Source organism: Neoroseomonas lacus, from assembly GCF_014644535.1.
GTDB lineage: Bacteria > Pseudomonadota > Alphaproteobacteria > Acetobacterales > Acetobacteraceae > Neoroseomonas > Neoroseomonas lacus.
In genome coordinates, this window is sequence record NZ_BMKW01000010.1 from 113234 (window position 1) to 132206 (window position 18973).

Here is an 18973-nt window from a genome sequence, read left to right on the forward strand (position 1 = left end):
TACGACAATGCATCGCATCGCACCGCGCCGCCGCCTGCTGCTGCTGTCGGGGGCGCTCGCGCTGCCCATCCCGCGCCTCGCCCGCGCGCAGGACCTAGTCGCCCGCACCAACGCCATGACAGCGCGGGCCAATGGCGGGACGGTGGGCGTGATCGCCGGGGGGGTGGACGGCACCTATATCCGCATCGCCACCGACCTCGCCGCCGTGCTCGACGACGGCGTCCGGCTGCGCGTGATCCCCATCATCGGCAAGGGGTCGCTGCAGAACCTGTCCGACATCATGTTCCTGCGCGGCATCGACATCGGCATCGTCCAGTCCGACGTGCTGGCCTTCGCACAACGCCAACGGCTGTTCCCGGGCCTCGAACAGCAGGTGCACTACATCGCGAAACTGTACGACGAGGAGGTCCATCTGCTGGCCGGTCGCGACGTTCGCCGCGTCGAGGACCTGGCCAACCGGCCGGTCAATGTGGACGTGCGCGGCAGCGGAACGGCGATGACCTCGGCGGTGCTGTTCGAAAGCCTCGGCATCCCGGTCCAGATGGTCAATGACGTGCAGGACACCGCCCTTGAGAAGCTCCGCCGCGGGGAAATCGCCGCCATGGTCTATGTCGCGGGCAAGCCGGCACGCCTTTTCACGGCCATCCCGCCCGAATCGAACCTGCATTTCGTGACCCTGCCGATGTCTCCGGCGCTGCTCGGCACCTACCTGCCGGGGGAACTGGCCGCCGCGCAGTATCCCACGCTGGTCCCAGACGGTGCGCCGGTCGAAACCATCGCGGTCGGCGCCGTGATGGCCGCCTATGCCTGGCAACCCGGCACCGATCGCCACCGCAAGGTGACCACCTTCGTCAACGCGTTCTTCGAGAATTTCGAGGCGTTCCTGCGCCCGCCGCGCCATCCGAAATGGCGCGAGGTGAACCTCGCCGCCAGGGTGCCCGGCTGGACCCGGCTGCGCGCCGCGGATGACGCCGAAGCACGGCTGCGACCGGGCCCGGCGCGATCAGGCTGACGGCCCGTTCGGCGATCCTGTCCCGGTGCTGCCCGTCGGCGCGGCACGGCCGGTCGGTACTGCTCGCGGCGCGCGCCGGCCGGGGCGGCGTCACCGTCGATGTGCCGGAACAGTCGACGCCGCCGCGCCCGCGGCCCATAGGGTCCGCGCAACGCGAAGGATGCCCCCGATGATGGACAAGGAAGCGCTGACCGCCTGGGCGCTGGCCAATGGCTGGACGATGATCGCCGGCAACCCAAGCCTCACCAAGCCGTCCTCCCCCAAGGAGGCGATCGTGCGCATGCTGCTGAAGGCGACGGTCGTGACCATCGAGGCCAAGAAGCCGGCCGGGAAATGGGAGAAGGTCGCCTCGGAAGCCTATGGCAAGGTCGAGGCCGACCCCGAGGGCGGACTGCCGCAGGGGCTTGGGCTGGGGAACATCCCGAGCCTGACCATGCTGATGCAGGAAAACCGCGACCGGCAGGTGTTCGCGCGGATGACCGGCAAGCAGTGAGCGGCGGCGTTGGAGGGGCGCCGCCCCGCCAAACTACCCGGCCAAATGACGGTGTCACGTGGAAAGCCGCCTTCTGGCGCCAGGCAGGACGGGCCGGCTCCGCCCGCCGAGCGCCTGCCGTGCCGGGGAGCGGGGCATGGCGATTGACCCGGCTCGTTGCGGGGGGTTTTCTCCGCCCATGCCTGACGCCCTTCCGCCCGACGGCCTGCTGGCCGACCTCTCCGCCCTGCTCGGCCCCGCGGGCCTGCTCACCGACGCCGCCGACATCGCGCCGGCGCTGTCGGATTGGCGTGGCCTGTACCAAGGCCGCGCCATGGCCGTGCTGCGTCCGGCCAGCACCGACCAGGTCGCCGCATGCGTGAAGCTGTGCGTCGCCGCCGGCGTGCCGATCGTGCCGCAGGGCGGCAATACCTCGATGGTCGGCGGCGCGACGCCAAGCGAGGATGGCCGCGCCGTCATCCTCTCCCTCGCCCGGATGAACCGCATCCGCGCGCTCGACCCGGTCGACATGACGATGACGGCCGAGGCCGGGGTGGTGCTGAAGATCGCGCAGGATGCCGCGGCGGATTGCGGCTGCCTGTTCCCGCTCAGCCTCGGCGCCGAGGGCACCGCGACGATCGGCGGCGTGCTGTCGACCAATGCCGGCGGCAACACCACCGTGCGCTACGGCAATGCGCGCGACCTGATGCTCGGCCTGGAGGTCGTGTTGCCGGATGGACAGGTCTGGAACGGGCTGCGCCGGCTGCGCAAGGACAATACCGGCTATGCGCTGCGCCATTTGTTCGTGGGCGCGGAGGGCACGCTCGGCATCGTCACCGCGGCGACCTTGCGGATGTTCGCGCGACCGCGCGCGAATGAGGTGCTGTTCTGCTCGGTGCGCGACGAGGATGCCGCGCTGTCGGTGTTCCGTCGCTTCCGCGAGACCGATGAGACGGCGATTCGCGCCTTCGAATACATGTCTGGCGTCGGTGTCGATTTCGCGGTCAAGCACATCCCCGGCGTCACCCTGCCGGTGGCGGAACGCGCCGACCACTACATCCTGGTGGATCTCGCCTCGACCCGCGCCGATGCCGATTTGCAGGGCCTCGCCGAACAGGTGCTCGGCGCGGCGATGGAGGAAGGCGAGGTGATCGACGCCGTGGTCGGCGGCAGCGAGGCGAAGCGCACCGCCATCTGGCGCATTCGCGAGGAACACCCCGAGGCGCAGCGCAAGGAAGGCGCCTCGGTGAAGAACGACGTCTCGGTGCCTGTCTCGAAGGTACCGGAGTTGATTCGCCGGGCGTCCGCCGCCTGCGTCGCGCTGATCCCCGGCACGCGGCCGGTGCCCTTCGGGCATATGGGCGACGGCAATATCCACATGAATCTCGAGCAGCCGGTGGATATGGACCCGGCAGCCTTCCTCGCCCGCAGCCACGACATCATGGATACGGTGAACGAGGTGGTGCGCGAGTTGGACGGATCGTTCAGCGCCGAGCACGGCATTGGCCGGCTTAAGACCGACATGATGGAGTCCTGGCGCGGCGGGGCGGAGCTTTCGACCATGCAGCGTATCAAGTCGGCGCTCGACCCGGCCGGGCTGATGAATCCGGGCAAGGTCCTTCCCTGAACGCACGAAGCCGTGTGCCAGCGGTGGGCTACCGTCCGGGCGACCCGGCACCACATGAGCCGGCCCGAGGTCATCGGGCACGGCGCGGCCGATGGGCCCTGTCCGGCAGCATGTGTTGGTTCGCAGGGGCAAGGAGCCGCCATGTTCACCGAAGCGTTACAGTGTAACCCGGGCGAGGTCGCAAGACTTTCGGCGCGGGGGACAAACCTCTAGGTTCGCGCCGCCTCATGACCCGCATCGATCGCTATCTCTTCCGCCAGCTCTCGATCGCCCTCATTGCCGTCACAGTGGGGCTGGCGGCGCTTGTCTGGCTGACGCAATCGTTGCGCTTCATCGAACTCGTGCTCGACCGCGGCCTGTCGATGGTGGTGTTCGTCGAACTCACCAGCCTGATGCTGCCCTCCTTCTTCGCGGTCATCCTGCCGATCACCACCTTCATCGTGGTGCTGTTCGTCTATGTGCGCCTCGCGTCGGACCGCGAATTGGTGGTGTTGCGCGCGGCCGGCCTGTCGCAATGGAGGCTCGCGCGCCCGGCGGTGATGCTCGCCATGGTGGCGACCGGCGTGTGCGTCATGCTGAACCTGTGGCTCGTGCCACTGTCGCATACGGCCTTCCGACAATGGCAGTTCGAGATCCGCAACCAGCTGGTCGGCGTGCTGTTGCAGGAAGGCGTGTTCTCCCAGGTGGGCAACGACCTGACGGTGTATGCGCGTTATCGAGACCCCGACGGCACGCTGCGCGGCATCATGGTGCATGATCAGCGCGAGACAGGCGCGCCGGTGACGATCCTCGCCGAACAGGGCCGCATTACCAATTCGCCGACTGGTCCGCGGGTGACGCTGCTGAACGGCGTGCGCCAGCAGGTCGAGCGCGCGGCGCCCAATGCGGCGCCGGGCACGCCGCTGATGCGGCTGAACCTGCTGTCGTTTTCCGAGAACAGCGTCGATCTCGCCCGCGCGACGCGGGGGGAGGAAGTGCGCTCCCGCGATTCGCGCGAACGATCGGTGGAGGAATTGTTGCACCCTGACCCGGCCGAGGGCCTGCGTGAGCGCGAATTGCGCCGCTACTACGCCGAGGCGCATCAGCGCCTGTCCGGCCCGCTGACGGCGCTGAGCTTCGCGCTGGTTGGTCTGGCGGTGGCGCTGACCGGGGAATTCCGCCGCCACGGCGGCGGCGCGCGCATCGCCGTGGGCATCGGGCTGGTGGTGGCGCTACTCGCGTTCGGGTTGACCGGGGGCAACCTCGCCGCGCGCGACAATGCCTGGGTGCCGCTGATCTGGGTGCAGGCGGTGCTGCCGGGCTTCATCGCCCTGTGGTGGGTGGTCGGCGCGCCGGGCTGGCCGAAACCCGCGCCACCGCCCATACCCGCCGGCGCATGACCTTCACCCGCACCCTCACGCTGTATGTGTCGCGACGCTTCGCGGCCATGACGGTGGCCATGCTGGCGGCGCTGGCCTGCCTGGTCGCGCTGTTCGACCTGATCGAGCTGTTGCGCCGCGCCGCGACCCGCCAGGACGTGACCTTCGGCCTGGTAACGCAGATCGCCGCGCTGCGGCTGCCCTTCGTCGCCATGCAGATCCTGCCCTTCGCCATCCTGCTGGGCGGCATCACCGCGTTCTGGCGGCTGACCCGCTCCTCTGAACTGATCGTGGCGCGGGCGGCAGGCATTTCCGCTTGGGGCTTCCTGACCGGGCCGGTCGTCGTCGCGGTAATGCTCGGCGTGGTCGCCACCACCATGGTCTCGCCGATCTCCTCGGCGATGCTGGCGCGGGCGGAACGGCTCGACGCGCAGTATTTGCGCAACACCTCGGGCATCACCGCGCTGGCTGGCGGGCGATTGTGGCTGCGCCAAGCCGATCCGGGGCTTGAGCCGCAGGGTGTCGCCATCCTGTCGGGACGCCCGGTACCCTTCGCCAATCTGCGGCCGGGGGAGGCTTTCCGCCTCGATGAGGTGTCGCTGTGGCGCCTGTCGGCCGATGACCGGCCGCTGGCGCGGGTGGAGGCTGGCTCGGCCGTGCTGCAGCCCGGGCATTGGCTGATGGAAGACGCCGTGATCTTCGGCGCGGACCGCATGCCTTCCCCGCCGCAGCGGCTCGTCATGCCGACGGAGCTGACACCCGCGCGCATCCAGGATTCCTTCGCCAGCCCCGATACGCTGTCCTTCTGGGCCTTGCCGGATTTCATCGACGTTCTTGAAAAGGCGGGATTTTCGGCGGTGCGCCATCAGCTTCAGTACCAGTCCCTGCTCGCCCTGCCGCTGCTTGCCGCGGCGATGGCGTTGCTCTCCGCGGGGTTTTCCATGCGATCCTCCCGTCGCGGCGGAGTCGGGCAGATGATCGGTGGCGGCGTTGCGGCCGGCTTCGCCTTGTTCGTGATCGACAAGGTGACCGGCGAATTCGGCGAGGCCGGGACATTGCCGTTGATATTCGCCGCCTGGGCGCCGGCCGGGGCGGGCTTCCTGCTCGCCAGCGCCTTGCTGCTGCACCTCGAGGACGGATGAGGCCCATGGCCGTCTTGGCGAAATGCCTCGGTTTCGGGGCGCTGCTCACACTGTCGGCCGCGCCGGCCTTCGCGCAGGTCAGTGCGCTGCCGACGATCGAAACGCCGCAGGGCGCCGCTGCGGTGCTGCCGGGCCAAGAGGCGGGGCGCGCCGCCGCCCCGGCCCCCACTGCTGCCGCCGCCACGCCCGGCGCGCCACCGGCGCAGGACCAGCCCGTGACCTTCACCGCCGAGGAGGTGGAGTACGACCAGAACCGCGCCATCGTCACCGCGCGCGGCCATGTCGAGGCGTGGCAGGGCAACCGCGTGCTGCGCGCCGATGAATTCACCTATGACCGCAACACCGGCGTCGCTACCGCGCGCGGCAATGTCCAGCTGATCGAAGCCGACGGCCAGGTGATATTCGCCGAGAGCGTCGAGTTGCGGAACGAGTTCAAGGACGGCGTGCTGGAGGGCCTGCGCGGACTGCTGGCGCAGAACGGGCGCGTAGCCGCCGCCGGCGCGCGACGAACGGGGGGCAATTTCTTCGACCTCTCGCGCGTCGTCTATTCGGCCTGCGAACCCTGCCAGACCGACCCGCTGGCGCCGCCCATCTGGCAGCTGCGCGCGCGCACCGCGACACTCGACCAGAATGCGCGGCAGGCGCGTTACCGCGACGCGACCGTCGAATTCGGCGGCGTTCCGCTGTTCTGGACACCGTATCTGCAGCACCCAACCGGCTCGGCGCCGCGGCAATCGGGCTTCCTGAGCCCGACCTTCGGCATCACCGACTACCTCGGCGGCTTCGTCGAGACGCCGTATTACTGGGCGATCGACGAAAGCCAGGACCTGTTGCTGCGGCCGCAGATCGCGACCAACAACGTTCCCAATCTCGGACTGGAGTATCGCCGCCGCTTCAATTTCGGCGAGATCGCCGCGGAAGGCTCGCTCGGCTACCTCGACGGCAGCCAGAACACGCCCGTGGGCGCGGCCGGGCACATCTTCTCGCGCGGTCGCTTCGCCATCGACGAGAATTGGCGCACCGGCTTCAACTACAACTACGCGACCAGTGAGGATTACCTGCGCATCTATCGCTACGGTGCGCGGCGCCTGCTCGACCAGAACGCCTATGCCGAGGGCTTCTGGGGCACCGATGCCTATGCGCGCATCGACGGGCGCGCCTATCAGGGCCTGCGCTCGACCGACAACAACAGCCAGATCCCGTATGTCCTGCCCAACATCTATGCGGACTGGCAGGCGCCGCGTGATTCGCTGGGCGGTACCTTCACCGTCGATACCTGGAACTTCGCGGTGTTCCGCGACCAGGGCACCAGTACCCAGCGCGGTTCGACGCGCATCGGCTACAACCTGCCCATGTATGACCGGGCGGGCGGGCTTTGGACCGTGCGCGCCCAGTCCGATCTCTCCGCCTATGCCTATACCGACCTCGCCGGCGCGCCGAATTATTCGACCAGCGCCGACAATGGCTCGATCGGCGCGGCGAATATCCGCGCCGCACTCGATTGGCGCATGCCTTTCGTCCGATCGGCGGGCGAATACGGCCACCAGGTGATCGAACCGCGCGTGCAGTTCGTGGGCGGGCCGCTGACCGGAAACCAGTCCTCGGTGCCGAACGAGGACAGCATTGACCTCGAATTCACCGATGCGAACCTGTTCAACCTGAACCGCTTCGCCGGGCGCGACCGGCAGGAAGGCGGCACCCGCGTCGACTACGCGCTACGCAGCGCCTGGTACTTCCCCAATGGCGGGCTGCTCGAAGGGCTCGCCGGCGCGTCCTACCGCATCCAGAACGATGGCGGGCCGTTCTACACCAATAGCGGGCTCGAAAACCGCGCCTCGGACTACGTCGCCCGCGCCCGTCTGATGCCGGTGACCTGGCTGGAATTCCTCGGACGCGGGCGCTTCGCGCAGGATGACGGCGCGATGCAGTTCCTCGACCTGTCGAGCACGGTCAGTCTGGGGTCGGGCACTGCGCTGACCGGCGGCTACCTGTTCACTCCGGCGATGCCTTATCTGACGCCCTACCAGGAACGCAACGAGGTCGCCTTCGGCATCAACCAGCGTATTGGCAATTGGCGTTTCGGCGCCTTCGCGCGCTACGACGTCGAGCTGAACCGCCCCGTGGTGGTGACCGCCTCGGCCGCCTACGAGGATGAGTGCTTCCTGTTCGAGGCCCGCTTCCTCAAGCGCTTCGCCGAGGATCCTTCGACCAACAGCCTGTATCCGGCCAGTACCGTCCTGTTGTTCCGTATCGGGCTGAAGACGGTGGGCGATGTCGGGTTCAGGGCGATTTGATGCCCTCGGACACCGGGCGCGGCCCATACGGACCGCTTGGCTTCGCGCCGGGCACTGGCGCGTCGGGCGGCCTGGGCACGGTCGCACCGTGCGCTCCCGGATCGCGGCGGGGCCGCGATCCGATTGGTGTACATGATGGGGTCCGCCGTCACCTCCTGCCTCGCTCGGACTCGCCCCTGACCATTCGAGCCCCTATGAAGGCGCTGCCATGACCATTGCAACGCATACCCTTCTCGGGCGCCTGCCCACGATCGCCGTCACCGCGATGGCCGCATTGCTGGCGCTGACCGGTCCCGCACGGGCGCAGGTCAACCGCGTCGCCGCGGTGGTGAATGGCGACGTCATCACGCTGAACGAGGTCGAGAGCCGGCGCCGCCTGCTGGCGCTGTCGGCCGGCATCACCGGTGACACGGCGGGCCGCGCCAATGACCAAATCCTGCGGCTGCTGATCAATGAACGCCTGCGCACCCAGGAAGTCGCCCGCCGCCGCATCCCGGTGACCGATCAGGACATCGCCACCGCGGTGGGCGAGATCGAGAGCCGCAACAACGTGCCGCCTGGCGGGCTGCGGGAGAATCTGCGCCGCGCCAACATCGACCCGCGCGTGCTGTATGACCAGATCCGCGCCCAGATCGGCTGGAACCGCCTGCTGCGCGCCCTGCTCGGCAGCCAGGCGCAAATCGGCGACGCCGAGGTGGCGGAATACCTCGCCGCCGCCCAGGCCCGCGCCGGCCAGCCGGAGTACATGGTCTCCGAGATTTTCATCCCGATCTCGAGCCCCGGCCAGGAAGCCGAGGTGCAACGCTTCACCGCCGACATCATCGACCGGCTGCGCGCCGGCGCGCCCTTCACCATGGTGGCGACCCAGTTCAGCCAGGCGCAGTCGGCGCTGCTCGGCGGCGATCGCGGCTGGACCACGGCCGAACGGCTCGACCCCGAAGTGGCCGCGATCGTGCGCCAGATGCCCGAGGGCGCTATCTCCAACCCGATCCGCGTCCCTGGCGGCTTCGTCATCGCGACGTTGCGGCAGAAGCGGACCGCCGGGCGCGACATCGCGACCATGCTGACGGTCCGCCAGGCGGTCTTCCCGTTCGAGGGACAGGTCAATCCGGTGGCGCCCACCGCGCAGCAGATGCGCCAGGTGGAGAACGCCCAGCGCCTTTCGGAGACGGCGCGCAGTTGCGAAGGGCTGGACGCAGCCGGTGCCGCCGGGGCACGACTCAACGAGCCGGGCCAGGTGCGCCTTGACGCGGTCACGCCGCCGGAACTGCGCGACCTGCTCGGCAGCCTACCGATCGGCCGGCCGACCCAGCCGATCATCGCCCCGGACGGCGCCATGATCCTGGTGGTCTGCACGCGGGAGACGCGCAACCTCGCCGAGGTCACGCCGGAACAGGCGCGCGACCAGATCCTGCGCGAACGGGTTGAGCTGGTCTCCCGCCAAGTGCTGCGCGACCTGCAGCGGCGCGCGCAGATCGACATCCGCTCCGTCGCGCCGGCGGCCCCGGCGCCGGCCGCGACCCGGCAGCCCGGGCGGCGGGGGTAAGGCCGTGACGGCTGGAGGGACGTCGCCCCTCCAAACCACCCCATCAAAGGCCAGAGGCCTTTGGAATGCCGTCAAGGGGTACCGGGCCCTGATAACCGCACGTGGATGTTTCGACTCACCGACGCCGCCAAGCGCCAAGTATCGGTGTCCAGAGGCCTCGGGCCTTTGGTGGGGAGGTTTGGAGGGGCAAAGCCCCTCCAATCTGGCGCACCAATGACCCCCTCCGACTTGCCCAGCCTGCGCGACGCCATCGCCCGCCATGGCCTCGATGCGCGCAAATCGCTAGGCCAGCATTTTCTGCTCGACCCTGGCGTCTGCGCCCACATCGCCGGCCTGGCCGGTGACCTCACGGGCCGGCATGTGCTGGAGGTCGGCCCCGGCCCCGGCGGGCTGACGCGCGCACTACTGGCGACGCCGGCCGCGCAGGTGGTGGCGCTGGAACTCGACCGCCGCGCCGTGGCGTTGCTGGCCGAACTCGCGGCGGCGCATCCCGGCCGGCTGAGTGTGATCGAGGGCGATGCGCTCGCCGCCGACGCGCTGACGCTGGTGCCGGCACCGCGGCGGATCATCGCCAACCTGCCCTACAACATCGCCTCTCCCTTGCTGATCGGCTGGCTGCGCCAAGCGGCGAGCATCGAGGGCATGACCCTGATGTTCCAGCAGGAAGTGGCGGAACGCATCTGCGCCGCGCCCGATACCGGCCCCTATGGCCGGCTCGCCGTGCTGGCGCAGTGGCGCTGCCGCTGCGATCTGCTGCTGCGCCTGCCGCCGGGCGCCTTCACGCCACCGCCCAAGGTGTGGTCGGCCGTGGTCGGCTTCACCCCGCATGCGGAGGAGCCTGGCCCAGCGCTGTTCAAGGCGATGGAGCGCACCACCGCGGCCGCCTTTGGCCAGCGGCGCAAGATGCTGCGCGGGTCGCTGAAGTCGCTCGGCGACGCGGAAGGGCTGCTGGCGACCGCCGGCATCGAGGGGACGCGGCGGGCCGAGACGCTGACTGTCGCGGAGTTCGACCGGTTGGCGCGGGCCGTGCTCCAGCGCACGGAACCGGCCGCCAGCGGCGCTTGACGCCACCCATCGGCAGCCATGAGGCTGCCGGCCGTTTCGTGGTGGGATCATCGCAATGTTGTTCGGCGCACTGTTCGGTCGCGGCATTTGCCGCTGTGGGTCGGCGTCGGACGCCGTGCCATTGCGGGCGGAGCCGGTGCCGCCCCGCCACGGTGGGGACCCGGCGCTCGGCCCCGCCTTCGGCCCCCTGCCGGACCCGCAAACGGCCTGGGCGCGCTACACCGCCGGGCCGGTCACCATCGTCTATACGCTCGACGCCGCCGCGCATCCGCTGCATGCGCTGCCGACGGCGCTGGCCGCCCCGCCCGCCGGCGCGACCGCCTGCACGGTCGCCGGCCTCGAGTTGGGGCGCATCGCCGACCTCGCACATCCGGCCCATGTCCAGTCCGTCGCGCTGATGGCGGCGCATTCGATCGAGGTGTTCCGCGGGCTGGGCTTCCGGGTACCGGGCAGCCTGACCATCCATCTGTGCACCTTCGGCGCCGAGACGGGGGCGACGTATCGCGGGGGTACCGAGGTGTGGCTCGACCATGTGTGGGTCTCGACCCGGCTCGACGGGGCGGATGCGCTGCTGACAGTGGCGCATGAGCTGTTTCATCGGGTGCAGTACCTCTACAACCCGACCACCGCGAAGACCTCGCCGCTCTATGCCGCGCTGCGCGAGGGCGGCGCGCGGCTGGCCGAGGATTGGGTGCTCGATTCGGGCGACCGCTACCTCAAGGACGGCATCGAGTTCCTCGGCGACCCGGGTCGGCCGCTGATGCACCATGCGGCCCCAGGCGGCGAGATCGCGCCGCACAGCTATGCCGCCGCGCTGTTCTGGCGCTGGCTGTGCGAACAACATGGCGAGATCCCGCGCGGCTCGGATTTCGGGCATGACGTGATGCGCACCATCCTCGAACGCATGTCCGATACGTCCGGCTACATCCTTCAGGACCTGCGGGAGGCGCGCGGGCTGGTGGCGGGGGCGGGGCATCTCGACCGCTTCGAACATCTCAGCCTGGCCGATGGGGAGGTCCTGTCGACCGAAACGGATTGGGGCAATTTCCTCGTCGCCAACTGGATGCATGGCACCGCCACTCCCACGCCCGACCTGCGCTTCGACTATGTGGAGGATGACGAGGGCGGTGGGCGGTTCAGCCGCAAGCGCCCCTTCGTCTGGCCCGGCGAGACGCTGCGCGCCGAAACCCTCGCGGCCAAGCCGTACCTGTTCACCATCCCGCCCGGCGCGGTGCGCGCCGGCTTTGCCGCCCGCTACACGGTGGTCGACCTCGCGGGCGCGCCACCGCCGCTGCTGCAGGTGGATTTCGCCGCCGAGGACGGCATGGTGGACCCGCTGGTCCAGCTGCTGCTGGTCCGCCGCGACGCCGCCGGGCAGGAGCATCTGCAGGACCTGATCCGCAGCGACGCCGCCCGCTGGACGCGTTTCGTGCCGACCGCCGACCTTGCGCAGGTCGTCATCATCGTCGCCGCGCGGGAACGGGCCGGCCGCTATCGGCTTGGCGTCAGCGCGGCGGCGGGGCGGGCGGTGCTGCACATGACGCCATGGAATGCGGCGCCGGGCACCAGCTTCGAGACCGATCCGCGGGCCGGCGTCTGGCCCTGGACCTCGCCCGACCTGATGCTGGATGGCGACCATCTGCGCCTGCGCGTCACCAATCGCGGCGATGCGGCGAGCGGCACGCTGCGGATCGCGGTCGACGCGCAAGGGACGACGCCCGACCTGCCCTTGCGCGCCGGCGCCTGGCATTCGGTCGGCGAGGCTTCGCTGCCGCCGATCGCGCCCGGCGCGAGTGCGCAGATCCGCCTGCCCTGGCAGGCGCCGCGCACCCCGGCCGGGGCCAAGGGCTGGGGATTGCGCGCCACGGTGACGGATAGCGCGTCGGGTACGCGGCTGGTGGTGCTGTCCTCGGTCGGCAACCTCACGCGACCCCAGCGTTTCGACGCGGTGCTGTGACGAAGGTCACAGCGCGCAGCCGGCCATAGCCCCAGCCTCGGCCTGTTCAACCGGGGAGAGCCTGCATCATGGCGCGAATGCGCGTCGCCAGGGGACGCATCGATAATTCCTCGGCGATGGCCAGCGCGGCGCTGAACTGTTTCATAGCGGCCGCGTCATCGCCATCATGACGCGCGAGGCGCGCCTCGATCATCAGGGCATGCGCGAGCGCGCCGCGGGCGCCCTGGCGTTCGGCCAAGCCGCGGGCGGCTTGCGCTTGGGTGGCGGCGGCCGTGATCTCGCCAGTGGCCAGATGCGCCTCGGCGAGCAGCGCGAGGCGCAGCGGCTGTTGAAACAGGAAGCCCATCGCATCGGCCTCCCGCACCGCAGCCGAGAGATGCGTCACGCCGTCGGACCAGCGCCCGGCCGCGGTGCAGGCGGCGCCGAACAGGCCCTCGGCGACCGGGATCATGAGCTGCGTCTCGGCCTTGCGGGCGTAGTCGAGCGCCGCCTCGAGGGACGCCATGGCGGTGGTCGGCTCGCCGGTCATCAGCCGCAGATGGCCTTCGGCGATGGACGCGAAAATCGAGGTGAAGGGCTTCTGCACCAGGGCAGCGAGGGCGAGGCATGCTTCCGTCGCCTCGGCGGCGCGCTGGAATTCGCCGAGTTCGGCCAGCGCGCGCGACCGGTAGCCGAGGGCGACCACGGCGAGCGGTCGATCAAGCCCGAAGCGGTTGAGATAGCCCGGCTGTTCGGCGAGTTCGGCGACCGTCGACATGGAGGCGGCGGCGTCCTCGAACAGGCACAGCCCGACTTGGCCAAGCCCGGCCTGAAAGCCGGCGCGCACCACCAAAGCGGGATCCCCGGCGCTGCGCCCGATCGCGGCGGCGCGTTCGGCGGCGCCGATCGCCCCGGCATTGTCGCCGGCCAGCCAGCATTGGTGGCTCATGAAAATAGCGAGTTGGCCGAGCCGGTCGTAGTCGCCGAGCCGCTGGGCGAGCGCCTCGGCCTCCCGCAGGCGGTCGAACAGCGCGCCGACCTGGCCGAGGCGGAACAATGGCGTGCGCAGGTCGAACCGCAGATCGACGGACTCGCGCAGCACCTCCTCGTTCTGGGGCAGATGCGTCAGGGCGTCCATCGCCTGCTCGATGAACTGGGCGGCTTCCCGGTTCGCCGAGCGCGCCGCGGCCTTGGCGCCGGCCTGCCGGCCGTAGCGCGCCGCCTTGGCCCAGGACTGGCCGCGCGCGGCGTGCAACGCCAGCGCCTCGACCCGGTCGGTCAGGCGGTCGCCATGCGGACCTTCGAGCACTTCCATCAGCCGCGCATGCCAGGCCCGGCGATGCGACTTCAGCAGGCCGGCATAGGCGGTCTCCTGGATCAGCGCGTGGAAGAAGCCGAAGTTCATCGTCTCCCCCTGCGCTGCGCCGACCATCAGGTTGGCGGCCTCGAAGCGCAGCAGGGCGGGGAGCACGTCGTCCTCGCTGCGTTCGAGCATGGCGGCGAGGATGCCCGGTTCGATGTCGCGCGCCATGATGGCGGCAGCCTGCAGCACCTGCTTGTCGGCCGGCAGCAGGCGATCGAGGCGCGAGGCGATCAGGCTGCGTACCGTGTCGGGCAGGTCGAGCGTGTCGAGTTCGGCGACCAGGCGATAGGCGCCGCGCGCGCCCACCAGCGCCCCCTGCTCGAGCAGGGAGGCGACGCATTCCTCGAGGAAGAACGGGTTGCCACCGGTGCGGTCGGCCAGCATCCGGGCGAGACGGTGATTGCCGATATCGTCGCCGAGCAGCCGGCGGATCAGGTCGAGCGTGTGGTCGCGCGAGAGCGGGCCGACGCGCACCGGGGTGATCGTCGACGGCCAGTCATGGGTGAAGTCGGGCCGGTGGTCGAGCAGCAGCATCTGCCGCTCCCCGGACAGGTTCTCGGCGACGCGGTCGAGCACGGCGAGCGTCTCGCCATCGGCCCAATGCACGTCCTCGACGGTGAGAATGAGGGCGCGTTCCTCCGCGAGGTGGTGGAAGAAGCCGGTGAAGGCGCTGTGCAGGCGGCGCTGCCGCTGGTCGGGTGCGAGGGCGCGCCAGGCGGCTTCCTCGGCGCCGCGGCTAATGGTCGCGACCAGGGCCGGGATGGCGTCGGCCATGCCGGGGCCGGCATGGCGCAGCCCGGCCTCGACGCGTTCATGGACGCGTTCGGTGTCGTCTTCCGGCGTCACGCCGAAATGGGTGCGCGCGAGGCTCGCCAGCGGGGCGAGCGGCGTCGCGGCATCGTAGCGCTGGCAGAAGGCGTGCATCACGCGCGGGTTGTCGAGCGGCTGGCGGGCGAGGAATTCCTGCACCAGACGCGACTTGCCGCAGCCGGCATCGCCCACCAGCACCACACCCGTGCCGGTGCCGGCACTGCTGCGATTGAGCGCCTCATCGAGCACCGCCATCTCGCCGGTGCGGCTGACGAAGGGGGCTTGGCCGCGACGGGCGGCGACCTGCTGGCGGGTCCGCCGCGGATCGGCGGCGACGAGACGATAGACCTCGACCGGCTCGGTGGCGCCGCGCAGGTCGACCATGCGCGGCGTATCGACCGTGACGTAGCCTTCCACCAGCCGGCGCGTGGCGAGCGAGATCCAGACCTCGCCCGGCTCGGTCGCCTGTTCGATGCGCGCGGCGATGTGCACCACCGCACCAGCGGCATCGAGGCCGGCAGAGAGGTCGTTCACGACATCGTGCACCACGACTTCGCCCGAATGGACGCCGATGCGCACGGCGAAGTCGATGCCGTGACGGGCGCGCTGGTCGGCGCCGATCCGGCGCAGCGCGTCGCGCATGTCGAGCGCCGCGCAGCAGGCGCCGAGGGCGTGCTGTTCCATCGCCGCCGGCGCACCGAACATCGCCATGATGCCGTCGCCGACCACGCGGTTGACGGTACCGCCGAAGCGGCGGACGCCGTCGATCATCGCGTCCATGGCTGGCTTGAAGAGTTCCCGGGCGCGTTCCGGGTCCTCATTGTAGATCAGGCGGGTCGAGCCGCGGATGTCGGCGAAGAGCACCGAGAGCGCCTTGCGTTCCTCGCCGCGCGGCGCCGATGGCGCGGTCAGGACCTGTCCGCAATTGTGACAGAAGCGCGCATTCGCGAGCGCAAGCGTCGCGCATCGTGGACACCGAGAAGCATCTTCCGGCAGCGGCATGAGGATGCGATACCATACACGAACGAAATCAAGGACCGATAATCCTATGTCCGACGATCCCTTTGAGAAGATGCCCCTCGCAAAAGCGCGCGAGGCCGCCTTCGACGCCGATGCGGATGTGGCGAGCTATGAAATCCTGTGGCCGCCCGGCTCCGTGACGCGCGCCGTGTTCCATCCCGGCCCGTTCAGCGTGACCTACAAGCAGTCGGGCCGAATCCAGCGCTACCTGATGAAGGATGGCGTCTGGGAAGCGCAGGCGCCCGAGGATGTCGTCGCCGGCGAGCCGGTGCGGCGCGAGGAGGAAGGCGTCATCCAGCGCGTGGTGAACCTCGGCGCCACGCCGCTGGAAGCCGACAAGGACCAGGAAGGCGGGCGGTCGAAGGTCTGGCCGTAACGCTGGCCTGACTGGCGCGACGAGGCCGCCGGCCCCGTCGCGATCGGCCCGGCGGGCACCGCCCCGCGAGCACGGCGCGTCAGTGGCGCCCAAGGAAGGCGACGATGGCGGCAACCGTCGCCTCGGGCTGTTCCTCCATCAGCCAGTGGCCGGAATTCGCGATCACGGCGCCGTCCACGTTCGTCGCGGCAAACCGCATCACGTCGGCCATGGTCGTGCCGAAGGAAGCGCCGCCACCGATCGCCAGCACCGGCATGGTGAGCTCGCCGCGAGCGAGGAAGGCGCGGTTGTCGATCGCGTCCTGATCAAAGGCGGCGAATTGCGCGAAGCCCGCGCGCATTGCCCCGGGCTGGGCATAGAGCCTGGCGTAATGCTCGCGCGATGCCTCATCGAAACGCCGCGGATCGGCGGAGAACTCGTTCCAGAAGCGGTCGAGGTAGATGCGCTCGCGGCCGGCGACCAACCGCTCCATATCAGGTCCGCCGAAACGGAAATGCCAGAGCAGCGGGTTCTTGAGGATCTCCTCCCACGGGCCGATGCCGGGGACCGGCGCATCCATCAGCACGAAGCGCGTCACCCGCGCCGGGTACTGCGCGGCAAAGGCGTAGCCGACCATGTTGCCGATGTCGTGCGTCACGAGGTCGGCGCGCTGGACGCCGAGCGCATCGAGCACCCGGGCCATGTCGCCGGCCTGAGTGCGCTTGTCGTAGCCACCCTCGGGCTTCGAGGAGAGGCCCATGCCGCGCAGGTCGGGTGCGATGACCGTATGGTCGCTGGCCAGGGCGGCGGCGAGCGGCGCCCACATGTCGCCGGTCTCGCCATAGCCGTGGATCATCAGCACCGCCGGTCCCTGCCCGCCGATGCGGACATGGATGGTGGCCCCGTCCACCTCGACTGCCTGCGTGCGGAAGCCGGCGGGATAGGGTGGCACCTCCGCCATGGCGGGTAGGGCGAAAGCCAGCGCGGCAGCCGCGCCGATCAAGGACCGAAGCATCGTGTCGTCTCCTGTGGGAGCGGGCCTGGGTCGTATCACCCCGGCCGCCTCCGATGGTGCGACAATGGCGCTTTCCGATCGTTCGGAGCAGACTTTGAATATCGAAACTCGAATTCGGCTTTCCCGAACAATGATCAGGCTCGACGGCATCGCCACCTTCGTCCAGGTCGTCGAGGCCGGTTCCATCAGCGAGGCCGCCCGCCGCCTGCGCCTGGCCAAATCCGTCGTCAGCGAGCGGTTGGGCGAGTTGGAGCGCAGCCTCGGCACGGTGCTGCTGCATCGGACCACCCGCCGGCTGTCACTGACCGAGGACGGCATCGCCTTCCTCGAACGCGCCGCGCGCATCTCGCGTGAGGTCGAGGATGCCGCCGCCGAAATCGCCGAACGCCGCGGCAGCCTGGCCGGGCCGCTGCGCCTGTCGGCGCCGGTCACCTTCGGGCGGATGCATCTCGGCCCGGCGATCTACCCCTTCCTGGCGGCGCATCCCGGCATCACCCTGGCGCTCGACCTCGATGACCGCCGCGTCGATGTGGCGGCGGAGGGCTATGACGCCGTCATCCGCCACGGGCCGGTCGAGGACAGCCGGCTGGTCGCCCTGCGCCTGGCCTCTAGCCGCCGATGCCTGGTGGCCTCACCCGACTATCTCGCGCGCCGTGGCAGGCCGGGCTCGTTGGCCGAACTCGAAGCGCATGACGGCATCTATTATTCGAACCGCGGCGTGGCGGATTGGCGGCTGGTCGGCCCGGGCGGGGCCGTACTGGTGCGGGCCCGCGCGGCGTTGCGCGTCAACAATGGCGATGTGATGCGCGATGCCGCCGTCGCGGGGCTTGGCATCGCGCTGCTGCCCTCCTTCATCGCGGGTGAGGCCTTGCGCGCCGGGGCGCTGCAACCGATCGATGTCGGTGCCGAGGCGGAGCCGGAATTCATCTTTCTCGCCCATGCCGAGGGGCGCCGCAGTTCGGCGAAGCTCCGCGCGCTGATGAGCCATCTGCGCAGCGCCTTCGGCGATCCGCCGCCGTGGGACCGCCCCGTCAGCCCGCCCGCAGCCAGCCCAGCACCGCCGCCAGAGTGAACACCGAGATCACCGTCGAGACCAGCACCGTCGCACCCGAGCGGTCCGCGCCGATCGCGTAACGCCGCGCCAGCAGGAAGGCGTTGGCGCCGGTCGGCAGGGCTGCGGTCATCACCGCCACGCCCGTCTCGAGCGGACCGAGCCCCATCAGCGCGCAGGCGCCCCAGACCAGCAGCGGCAGGGCGGCGAGCTTCAACACCGTCGCCCAGGCGACCTCGCCCCAGGCCTGGCTGGTGCTGAAGGCGGCGAGCGACCCGCCGAGGCAGAACAGCGCTACCGGCGGCGTTGCGGCACCCAGCATCTCCAGCGTGCGGCGCATCACGCCGGGCACCGGCAGGCCGATCGTGCTCCAGGCCAGGGCCACGAAGACCGTCGCCACCACCGGGTTGCGCACCACCCCGGTGAGTGTCGCGACCACGATGCGCCGCCAGGAAGCGTGGCGATGCAGGCCGACCTCGGCGACCACCGTCGCCAGCGTCAGCAGCACCATCGAATGCAGCGCGATGATGGTGATCAGGATGGGCAGCCCGGCCTGGCCGAAGGCCGCGGCGATCAGCGGAATGCCCATCATCACCGTATTGCCGAAGGTGCAGTTCAGGGCGAACAGCCCGGCCTCCCCCAGCGGCATGCGCATGCGCGCCGTGCCGAGCCACAAGGCCGCGCCATAGATGAGCAGCGCCGCGCCGAAGAAGGCGACCGCCGCCGGCCCACCGCCGTGATGCCCCGAGGTGCCGCCGACGAACAGCAGCGCCGGCGCGGCGAGCGAGAAGGTGAAGTCGTTGAGGCCGCGAAATCCCGCCTGGTCCACCAGCCCCCGCACCGCCGCCAGGTAGCCGAGGCCGACGATGATGAAGACGGGTGCGACGATGTCGAGGATGACGCCCAA

At 70.0% G+C, this 18973-nt stretch carries 14 protein-coding genes; 11 read left to right on the plus strand and 3 right to left on the minus strand.

Translation table 11 applies throughout. The features are described 5' to 3' along the window. Positions 1-7: 7 nt before the first annotated feature. The 9 genes from IEY36_RS19885 (at position 8) to IEY36_RS19925 (ending at position 12473) form a co-directional block, all read left to right on the plus strand. A complete protein-coding gene (locus tag IEY36_RS19885; protein WP_229681440.1) occupies positions 8-1012 on the plus strand; it encodes a TAXI family TRAP transporter solute-binding subunit in 1005 nt (334 codons plus the stop codon). 169 nt (positions 1013-1181) lie between these two features. Continuing rightward, positions 1182-1505, plus strand: coding sequence for a hypothetical protein (locus tag IEY36_RS19890; protein WP_229681441.1), 324 nt, complete (start codon positions 1182-1184; stop codon positions 1503-1505). Between the two features lie 178 nt (positions 1506-1683). Beyond that, complete coding sequence (locus tag IEY36_RS19895) at positions 1684-3111, plus strand: FAD-binding oxidoreductase (RefSeq protein WP_188970014.1); 1428 nt, start codon at positions 1684-1686, stop codon at positions 3109-3111. A 227-nt stretch (positions 3112-3338) separates the two neighbouring features. Then, entirely contained in the window at positions 3339-4490 is a 1152-nt protein-coding gene (gene lptF / locus IEY36_RS19900) for an LPS export ABC transporter permease LptF (RefSeq protein WP_188970016.1), read from the plus strand. Then, on the plus strand, positions 4487-5611 hold the full coding sequence (gene lptG / locus IEY36_RS19905) for an LPS export ABC transporter permease LptG (RefSeq protein ID WP_188970334.1): 1125 nt from the start codon (positions 4487-4489) through the stop codon (positions 5609-5611). The genes lptF and lptG overlap by 4 nt, the downstream gene beginning before the upstream one ends. A 5-nt stretch (positions 5612-5616) precedes the next feature. After that, entirely contained in the window at positions 5617-7905 is a 2289-nt protein-coding gene (locus IEY36_RS19910; RefSeq protein WP_188970018.1) for an LPS-assembly protein LptD, read from the plus strand. A gap of 208 nt (positions 7906-8113) precedes the next feature. Continuing rightward, the gene (locus tag IEY36_RS19915; protein WP_229681442.1) at positions 8114-9451 is read left to right on the plus strand and encodes a peptidylprolyl isomerase; all 1338 of its coding nucleotides are present in this window, start codon (positions 8114-8116) and stop codon (positions 9449-9451) included. A gap of 213 nt (positions 9452-9664) precedes the next feature. Next, on the plus strand, positions 9665-10516 hold the full coding sequence (gene rsmA, locus IEY36_RS19920; RefSeq protein WP_188970020.1) for a 16S rRNA (adenine(1518)-N(6)/adenine(1519)-N(6))-dimethyltransferase RsmA: 852 nt from the start codon (positions 9665-9667) through the stop codon (positions 10514-10516). A 55-nt stretch (positions 10517-10571) separates the two neighbouring features. Then, entirely contained in the window at positions 10572-12473 is a 1902-nt protein-coding gene (locus IEY36_RS19925; RefSeq protein ID WP_188970022.1) for a hypothetical protein, read from the plus strand. 46 nt (positions 12474-12519) lie between these two features. Here the strand turns inward: IEY36_RS19925 and IEY36_RS19930 are convergent, their stop codons facing one another. Further along, on the minus strand, positions 12520-15627 hold the full coding sequence (locus IEY36_RS19930; RefSeq protein WP_268238163.1) for an ATP-binding protein: 3108 nt from the start codon (positions 15625-15627) through the stop codon (positions 12520-12522). Positions 15628-15673: 46 nt separating this feature from the next. Between IEY36_RS19930 and IEY36_RS19935 the strand changes: the two genes are divergently transcribed. Further along, positions 15674-16021, plus strand: coding sequence for a hypothetical protein (locus tag IEY36_RS19935; protein WP_188970026.1), 348 nt, complete (start codon positions 15674-15676; stop codon positions 16019-16021). Between the two features lie 79 nt (positions 16022-16100). Here the strand turns inward: IEY36_RS19935 and IEY36_RS19940 are convergent, their stop codons facing one another. Then, complete coding sequence (locus IEY36_RS19940) at positions 16101-17015, minus strand: alpha/beta fold hydrolase (RefSeq protein ID WP_188970028.1); 915 nt, start codon at positions 17013-17015, stop codon at positions 16101-16103. Between the two features lie 130 nt (positions 17016-17145). Between IEY36_RS19940 and IEY36_RS19945 the strand changes: the two genes are divergently transcribed. Next, on the plus strand, positions 17146-18087 hold the full coding sequence (locus tag IEY36_RS19945) for a LysR family transcriptional regulator (protein ID WP_188970030.1): 942 nt from the start codon (positions 17146-17148) through the stop codon (positions 18085-18087). Here the strand turns inward: IEY36_RS19945 and IEY36_RS19950 are convergent. Beyond that, entirely contained in the window at positions 18047-18973 is a 927-nt protein-coding gene (locus IEY36_RS19950; protein WP_188970032.1) for an AEC family transporter, read from the minus strand. The two genes, IEY36_RS19945 and IEY36_RS19950, sit on opposite strands and share 41 nt — an antisense overlap.

Bases quoted from the DNA above. Each gene is read 5' to 3' on its own strand.
- IEY36_RS19885 (WP_229681440.1), top strand. From the start codon at position 8: ATGCATCGCATCGCACCGCGCCGCCGCCTGCTGCTGCTGTCGGGGGCG.
- IEY36_RS19890 (WP_229681441.1), top strand. From the start codon at position 1,182: ATGATGGACAAGGAAGCGCTGACCGCCTGGGCGCTGGCCAATGGCTGG.
- IEY36_RS19895 (WP_188970014.1), top strand. From the start codon at position 1,684: ATGCCTGACGCCCTTCCGCCCGACGGCCTGCTGGCCGACCTCTCCGCC.
- lptF (WP_188970016.1), top strand. From the start codon at position 3,339: ATGACCCGCATCGATCGCTATCTCTTCCGCCAGCTCTCGATCGCCCTC.
- lptG (WP_188970334.1), top strand. From the start codon at position 4,487: ATGACCTTCACCCGCACCCTCACGCTGTATGTGTCGCGACGCTTCGCG.
- IEY36_RS19910 (WP_188970018.1), top strand. From the start codon at position 5,617: ATGGCCGTCTTGGCGAAATGCCTCGGTTTCGGGGCGCTGCTCACACTG.
- IEY36_RS19915 (WP_229681442.1), top strand. From the start codon at position 8,114: ATGACCATTGCAACGCATACCCTTCTCGGGCGCCTGCCCACGATCGCC.
- rsmA (WP_188970020.1), top strand. From the start codon at position 9,665: ATGACCCCCTCCGACTTGCCCAGCCTGCGCGACGCCATCGCCCGCCAT.
- IEY36_RS19925 (WP_188970022.1), top strand. From the start codon at position 10,572: ATGTTGTTCGGCGCACTGTTCGGTCGCGGCATTTGCCGCTGTGGGTCG.
- IEY36_RS19930 (WP_268238163.1), bottom strand. From the start codon at position 15,627: ATGCCGCTGCCGGAAGATGCTTCTCGGTGTCCACGATGCGCGACGCTT.
- IEY36_RS19935 (WP_188970026.1), top strand. From the start codon at position 15,674: ATGTCCGACGATCCCTTTGAGAAGATGCCCCTCGCAAAAGCGCGCGAG.
- IEY36_RS19940 (WP_188970028.1), bottom strand. From the start codon at position 17,015: ATGCTTCGGTCCTTGATCGGCGCGGCTGCCGCGCTGGCTTTCGCCCTA.
- IEY36_RS19945 (WP_188970030.1), top strand. From the start codon at position 17,146: ATGATCAGGCTCGACGGCATCGCCACCTTCGTCCAGGTCGTCGAGGCC.